This window comes from Microcoleus sp. PH2017_05_CCC_O_A (assembly GCF_020738785.1).
GTDB lineage: Bacteria > Cyanobacteriota > Cyanobacteriia > Cyanobacteriales > Microcoleaceae > Microcoleus.
In genome coordinates, this window is the sequence record NZ_JAEQCB010000076.1 from 52448 (window position 1) to 59722 (window position 7275).

The window sequence follows — 7275 nt, forward strand, 5'->3', positions numbered from 1 at the left end:
AGAAGGAAGAAGGAAGAAGGAAGAAAGAATAAGGGAAGAATTAAACAGGAGGCAGAAATCAATGAATTTCTGTTTTTGAGTTGTTAGTCCCAAATACTTACTGCCAAATCTCAATTCTTTCTTGCCAAAAACATCCACCCGCCCAAAAATGGGTACAAGCACTAGACTTAAAGTCGTGGAAAGATCAAAATTTTAGACTAAGAGTTCAAACTCCCAGATTCAATGCTGCGAGTAAATCTAAAATCTAAAATCTAAAATCTAAAATCGACTGACCGACAACTGACAACTGACAAATAATAACTGACATGGCAGCAATCAGACCTGACGAAATTAGCAGCATTATTCGCCAGCAAATTGAACAGTACGACCAAGATGTAAAAGTCTCTAACGTCGGTACTGTTTTGCAAGTAGGCGACGGCATTGCCCGGATTTATGGCTTGGATAAGGCTATGTCCGGCGAATTGCTAGAATTTGCCGACGGCACTGTGGGTATCGCACTGAACCTCGAACAAGATAACGTCGGTGCAGTGTTGATGGGCCAAGGCCTAGGCATTCAAGAAGGTTCGGCAGTTACTGCTACTGGCAGAATTGCTGAAGTCCCCGTTGGTGAAGCAATGTTGGGCCGCGTAGTTGATGCTTTAGCCCGTCCGATCGACGGTAAAGGCGAAATCAAAACTACTGAGTCTCGCTTGATTGAATCTCCGGCACCTGGTATCGTTTCTCGCCGTTCTGTTTACGAACCGATGCAAACAGGGATTACCGCTATTGATGCGATGATTCCTGTGGGAAGAGGACAGCGGGAATTGATTATTGGAGACCGCCAAACAGGTAAAACTGCGATCGCGATCGACACAATCATCAACCAAAAATCGGAAGATGTAATTTGCGTGTATGTGGCGATCGGTCAAAAAGCTTCTACCGTAGCTAACATCGTCAACGTCCTGCAAGAAAAGGGCGCGATGGCCTACACAATCGTCGTAGCAGCCAACGCTAGCGACCCCGCAACCCTGCAATATTTGGCACCTTACACAGGCGCCAGCTTAGCTGAGTATTTCATGTACAAAGGCAAGCACACTTTGGTCATTTATGATGACCTTTCCAAGCAAGCACAGGCCTACCGCCAAATGTCCTTGTTGCTACGCCGTCCTCCCGGTCGCGAAGCATATCCTGGAGACGTTTTCTATCTGCACTCTCGCTTGCTAGAACGCGCTGCTAAATTAAGCGATGAATTGGGCGAAGGCAGCATGACAGCTTTGCCAATCATTGAAACCCAAGCAGGCGACGTTTCTGCTTACATTCCTACCAACGTAATTTCGATTACCGACGGTCAAATCTTCCTTTCTTCTGACTTGTTCAACTCTGGTTTGCGTCCGGCTGTAAACCCCGGTATTTCGGTATCGCGGGTAGGTTCTGCGGCTCAAACTAAGGCAATGAAAAAAGTAGCCGGTAAGGTGAAATTGGAATTGGCGCAGTTTGAAGAACTGGCAGCATTTTCTCAGTTTGCTTCTGACTTGGATAAGGCTACTCAAAATCAATTGGCCCGCGGTCAACGCTTGCGCGAACTGTTGAAACAGGCGCAAAGTTCTCCTCTGCCGATGAACGAACAAGTTGCTGTAATCTATGCCGGTATTAACGGCTACATGGATGACATCGATGTAGACAAAGTAACCAAGTTTACTCTTGGTTTGCGCGACTATTTGCGGACTAGCAAGCCGAAGTACGGCGAAATCGTTCAAGGCGGTAAGGCTTTGACTGATGAAGCTGAGAAGCTGCTGAAAGAAGGCATCACAGAATACAAGCAAACTTTCTTGGTTTCTGCGTAATTAGTCCTGCCGTCATCAGTGATTAGTCATTAGTTAAGTCGCAGATCCCCCTTAGGCGTGTTTTAAACCCGGAGATCCCCCCTAGCCCCCCTTAATAAGGGGGGGACAAGATCGTTCAAAGTCCCCCTTCTTAAGGGGGATTTAGGGGGATCGAGACTTTGAGAAAAACGATAGAGACATCTGGTTTCAGTCTGAAAATTGATACCAATAGAAAATGCCGTGTCTCTACCGTAGCTAAACTTAAAAACTGATGGCTGGGAACTAAGAACTCAGAAATAAAAGCTAAGGAAAAAGGAGAAAGTTATGGCAAATCTGAAAACTATTCGCGATCGCATTAAGTCGGTCAAGAACACTAAAAAGATTACAGAAGCAATGCGCTTGGTGGCTGCTGCTAAGGTGCGCCGCGCTCAAGAACAGGTGACTGCTACTCGTCCTTTTGCCGATCGCTTGGCAGAAGTATTATACGGTTTGGCAGAACGCTTGAAGTTTGAAAGCCAGGATTTACCGCTGCTGAAAAAACGCGAAGTCAGAACAGTGGGAATTTTGGTTGTTTCGGGCGATCGGGGTTTGTGCGGTGGCTACAACGGTAACATCATTAGATACGCCGAAAATCGCGCTAAGGAAATCAAAGCTGAAGGCTTAAACTACAAATTCGTGTTAGTAGGACGCAAAGCTACTCAGTATTTCCAACGTCGCGAACAGCCGATCGATGCTACTTACACTAACTTAGAACAAATCCCAACAGCACCGGAAGCAGCGCTAATTGCTGACGAATTGCTGTCTTTGTTCCTGTCGGGAACTGTGGACAGAGTTGAGCTAATTTACACCAAGTTTGTGTCACTAATTAGTTCGCGTCCAGTAATTCAAACCTTGTTACCCCTCGATCCTCAAGGTTTGGAAACTCCAGATGATGAAATCTTCCGCTTGACATCGCAAGGCGGACAGTTTCAAGTATCGCGGGAGAAAGTTGGTACACCTATGAAGAGTTTGCCACGCGACATGATTTTCGAGCAAGATCCGGCGCAAATTCTGGAGGCACTTTTGCCTTTGTATTTGAACAACCAATTGCTGCGGGCTTTGCAAGAATCTGCTGCTAGCGAGTTGGCTGCACGGATGACGGCGATGAATAATGCTAGTGAGAATGCTAGCGATTTGATCCGTAGTTTGACGTTGACTTATAACAAGGCGCGGCAAGCGGCAATTACCCAGGAAATTCTGGAAGTTTCCGGCGGTGCTGAAGCCTTAAACGGTTAAGTTAGGGTTGACAATTTGTAGATTTTATGGTATGCGTCTGGGGGAACTCAGGCGCTATTTTTTTAGTAAATATAGGAACAAATTGGACGATCGGGACTTACACAGCCTCTATAATATAATGCTTTATAATTAAAGTAGGGTGCGTCGCTGTGACTATTTTGGCTATTGACAACGATTCAATAGCGACGCACCGGGATAATCTCCCGGAAGTCACGACGACGATCGCGAGCGGGGACAGCACTGCACTGGTAAAAATTATGATTCCGATGCCAGCTTCCACAATATTACTCAGATGAGTTTCGCACAGCTAGATGAATATTTAAATCAAGAATTTTCGCCGGATAATTGGTCAGATCATGCTGTTATATATGCTATTGAACAAGTGCAAAAACTTACACCTGCTGATTGGGAAGAACTGAAATCTTGTTGGTGTAATCGTTCCCAAGAATGGCAATTGCGCTGTGCCGAAATTATTTCCGATGCTGACTCTCAACAAGCAATTCCGTTGTTGCTAGAAATGCTTGAGATACCGGATGATGAGCTTACTCTCACGGCGGCAGATTCTTTAAGGTCGATAGATGCAGCCAAAGAAAATTTAGATCTGAGTCTTGATGTTTTAAAACGCTTGCAAACTCTTTCTCAAAACAGTCCGATCGCTCAAATTATTGTTAATGAACTGCTAAAAAAATTGCCAGTCAGATTGTGAATGCAAATATAAACTGCTAGTTCATGCCGATCGCCTATTTGATTATGACTCAATTTCCCCCGAAAATATTGATCGCATCCTCGAACAAAATCCTGAATCCGCACTGGCTTGGGTCAAAAATACATTATCGGCTCAAACCACCGCACCGCAAGACTTTAACTGGCTTTTATTAGCCGATGTTTCCTCTGCGAAGGCTCGAAAAGGTGAAAATAATGCGGGTTTGTTCGATCGCACTTGGGCAGAAGTAGCAACCGCAATTTACGATCGACTAGCGGAAGTGGCGGAACAGAAAAAACCGGGTAGTGGGGAGTCTGTGAGGATTTCTTCAATGATGTTGCGGGCTGGGGCGATCGCAAAATACGGAATAGTTCCCAACGATTCAGTTCTGGATGTAAGCTTAATTCTACAGTGGTTTTGGGATAACATCAAAGATTCGCGGGAAGATGTGGAACAAAAGGCTGCTAATTGGAAAACGCTTCCTATTGAAGAAATTCGAGAGTTAAGACAGCTTAAAAATCGGTTAAAAGTTATCGCTGCACTCGCTAATAGCGATAAATATGTTTTGGATGAGGAACTCAAAGCTTGGCTTTCGTTACCAGAGAAATTGCCGTAACGAGGTGAGTCTGTTTAATCTAACAGAAATCCTGGTTTGATTAGACTTTGTTTGCCCGGTGTACCGTGTAACAGCCGAGGATACCAAGCTAAAGGAACAGAAATAGTACGACCATCCGATAGATCGACTGTCAGCGCATTGTCTGTAATGACTACCTGTTGCGCTTTCGGGATTTCTAGCAATTCAACCATTACTGATGTCAAAAGCTTACTTCTCTATGTTAGCTTGGGCGATCGCCAGCATCTCGGCTTTGTAGCTAAATATACATTTACAATTTCGCTTGCCGAAAGCTGAGCTTGTAATGTATCATACTCAAAAGTGCTTTGAGTCGATCGCCAGCGATATCACCATGAGTAACCTTTCAAACATTCCAGGTGGAGGCGGTCTCCCAGATCGTTTCAGAAATGTGGGAGAACAAATCCAGGCATTCTTCGATTTTGCATCGCTAACCACGCGGGCTTTGGCGCTACAAGGCTTAGGTGTGGCTGCAAAACACGATCGCGTTAAAGAAGCTTTTGCAGACTGGGAAGTGCTTAAAGATATCGCGAAGGAAGTGAAGGGCAAGGGGGAAGTTAGCAACGATTTGACTCGGTGGGCGGCGGCTACGGCGTTGGAGGCGATCGGATATTCTCAGCAGAGTTTACAACATTTAGAAGGGGGCGGTTTCACTGAACCTCTAGATCGCATTCGGAGGGAAATTCGCGATCGTAAGTTCATAGAAATCAACAGAATTCCGCGCCTAAACAGTAGGGGGGAAACAACCGCAGAATATGAAAGGCATCTAGAATTTTGGATCTACGGGCCCGCTGATGAGTTATTAAACGATCGCGATCGATCTCTGAATTATCAGGATTTAGTCGGGGATGTCATTTCCAAGTTACACGGGCGAGGGGTATATTTGGGATTGATGTCACCCAATAGCATTGTACAGGGGGCGGCGCTGCGGCAAGCGGGGTTAATTTTCAAAGAATCGGCTGAGATTGAGGCATATCTCTATGGGCTGTTGGAAGAGTTTTTGCATGACTCCAGCCATGAAACACCATTGAGAATTCATGCGGCGGAGATTATCAATACAGCAACGGATGTAAACAGAAGGCTGAAAACCTTAAGCAAGTTGTTGTTGGAAGATACAAATCCCAAATTGCATGAAGTGGCGCTGCGTCAATCTCAGTCAGTATTTAAACTATCTGCTGAGATTGAGGATTTTATCTATGGGCTTTTGGAAAAGTTTTTCGATAATTCCAACAATGAAATAGCAGTGAGAATTTATGCGGCGGAGATTATCAATACATCAACGGATGTAAACAGGAGGCTAAAAACCTTAAGTAAGTTGTTGTTGGAAGAGACAAATCCCAAATTCCATGAAGTGGGGCTGCGTCAAGCTCAGCAAGCATTTCACCACTATGCTGAGGATTTTATCTATGGACTATTGGAAAAGTTTTTAGATAATTCCAACAATGAAATAGCATTGAGAATTAATGCGGCGGAGATTATCAATACCACAACGGATTTAAGCAGAAGGCTGAAAACCTTAAGTCAGTTGTTGTTGGAAAAGATAGAGTTGCGGAATGCGGCGGTGAGGCTGTTAACTCCATACAAGCATGATTTAACTAGAGTAGAGCCTGATGCTGATACGATATTGAAGGCTTTGATTTTTAGCTACAGTTTGAATACTTTGCAGAAGTCTCAACTACAAGACTTAACGATTTCACAACTAGAAACTTATTTTTCATCAGCAAGTCAGGATCATAGGGAAATTTCAGAGATATTTACAAGTGCTATAGCAGCATCCGAATCATTAGCGCGACGATACGGGAGAAGCAGTTCCATATTGAAACACTTTCTCCAAAACAAGCAGGAGGAATACCTGTCACCGATTGAAAGTTGGCTGCAATTATTAAGAGAGCAAATTTCTGAAACTGAACCCGAGCAAAGAAAAGTTCAATATAATCAAGCTTTGATAAACGAAACAATTGATTTGATACGTGAAGAAAATAGTTACAATTATATGTATTCTTATTATACAGACAGAAGAGGCAAATATATTGCCACTTATTATTCAAAGGAAGGAGACCAATTTGTTTCCCCTTTTCCTATTCCTAAAAAACTGTGTATTCTCGACCAAAGCATTGTACTTTCCAGCACAAGTTCTTATAATTATAACCAAAGCTGCCAAATTAAAAGAGATTTAAAATCAATAAACGTTTATTTACTAAAATTCGCAATTGAAGCAAAGAAACAAGAAACTGTATGTAGAGGATTATTATCAACTCATTATTTAGATTATTTGTTGCATTTTGACGAATTGCCGGACTATAAAAAATCATTATTTACGATATTATTGATATTAGATACTATTATATTGTTGAGTATTGTTGTTATTTTTTTTGTTAACCATCAATGGTCATGGTTTGCCACACTATCAATAGCGATAAATCTAGGAATAATGGTCAAAATACATCAACGATGTTTCAAAAACTACCAGACAAAGAAAAAAGAATTTGAGAAAATAATTGAAAACATACAGTCTATTCTCTACAAGTTAAATACTCAATGGCAAGAATAAATAATCAATCATATATTCTGGGCTTAGAAATTGCTCCTAAGCGGACTATTCACGATAACAGTCGCCCAACTGAACTCCGTAAAAACATCCAACAAACCCAACAACAGCTAATAACCTCAATTAGCCATCTCGCTACTAATCTAACAATTTCCCTCCGCTACATCTATGACCCCACTCAATCCCCCAAACTCAAAACCTACCTCCTAATCAATCGCCCCCACAACACCCAAACCGCAGAACATTCCGAACAAATCCTCAGCCTCCTCACCAAAGGCAAATTAAGCCAATTCTTCACCCTCACCCCTCAACCAAA

The 7275-nt window shown here is 43.1% G+C and carries 7 protein-coding genes; 6 read left to right on the forward strand and 1 reads right to left on the reverse strand.

Features of this window, described 5'->3' with window-relative positions; translation table 11 throughout:
* Positions 1–305 precede the first annotated feature (305 nt).
* The 4 genes from atpA (at position 306) to JGK20_RS18840 (ending at position 4396) form a co-directional block, all read left to right on the forward strand.
* Positions 306–1823 carry a F0F1 ATP synthase subunit alpha gene (gene atpA, locus JGK20_RS18825; RefSeq protein WP_293180383.1) on the forward strand — a complete coding sequence of 506 codons (1518 nt, stop codon included), beginning with the start codon at positions 306–308 and terminating at the stop codon, positions 1821–1823.
* A gap of 303 nt (positions 1824–2126) precedes the next feature.
* The gene (locus tag JGK20_RS18830; RefSeq protein ID WP_293180380.1) at positions 2127–3077 is read left to right on the forward strand and encodes a F0F1 ATP synthase subunit gamma; all 951 of its coding nucleotides are present in this window, start codon (positions 2127–2129) and stop codon (positions 3075–3077) included.
* 292 nt (positions 3078–3369) lie between these two features.
* Positions 3370–3783: a hypothetical protein gene (locus tag JGK20_RS18835; protein WP_293197042.1), complete on the forward strand. Its 414-nt coding sequence runs from the start codon at positions 3370–3372 to the stop codon at positions 3781–3783.
* Between the two features lie 220 nt (positions 3784–4003).
* The gene (locus JGK20_RS18840; protein ID WP_293231708.1) at positions 4004–4396 is read left to right on the forward strand and encodes a hypothetical protein; all 393 of its coding nucleotides are present in this window, start codon (positions 4004–4006) and stop codon (positions 4394–4396) included.
* A gap of 14 nt (positions 4397–4410) precedes the next feature.
* Here the strand turns inward: JGK20_RS18840 and JGK20_RS18845 are convergent, their stop codons facing one another.
* On the reverse strand, positions 4411–4599 hold the full coding sequence (locus JGK20_RS18845) for a DUF2442 domain-containing protein (RefSeq protein ID WP_293231710.1): 189 nt from the start codon (positions 4597–4599) through the stop codon (positions 4411–4413).
* Between the two features lie 98 nt (positions 4600–4697).
* On the opposite strand from JGK20_RS18845, the gene JGK20_RS18850 reads away from it, so the two are divergent.
* Together JGK20_RS18850 and JGK20_RS18855 are read left to right on the forward strand one after the other, a co-directional pair.
* The gene (locus JGK20_RS18850) at positions 4698–6962 is read left to right on the forward strand and encodes a hypothetical protein (RefSeq protein WP_293231711.1); all 2265 of its coding nucleotides are present in this window, start codon (positions 4698–4700) and stop codon (positions 6960–6962) included.
* On the forward strand, positions 6950–7275 hold a 326-nt coding region (locus JGK20_RS18855; protein WP_293231713.1), incomplete at its 3' end, for a hypothetical protein. The genes JGK20_RS18850 and JGK20_RS18855, both read left to right, overlap by 13 nt.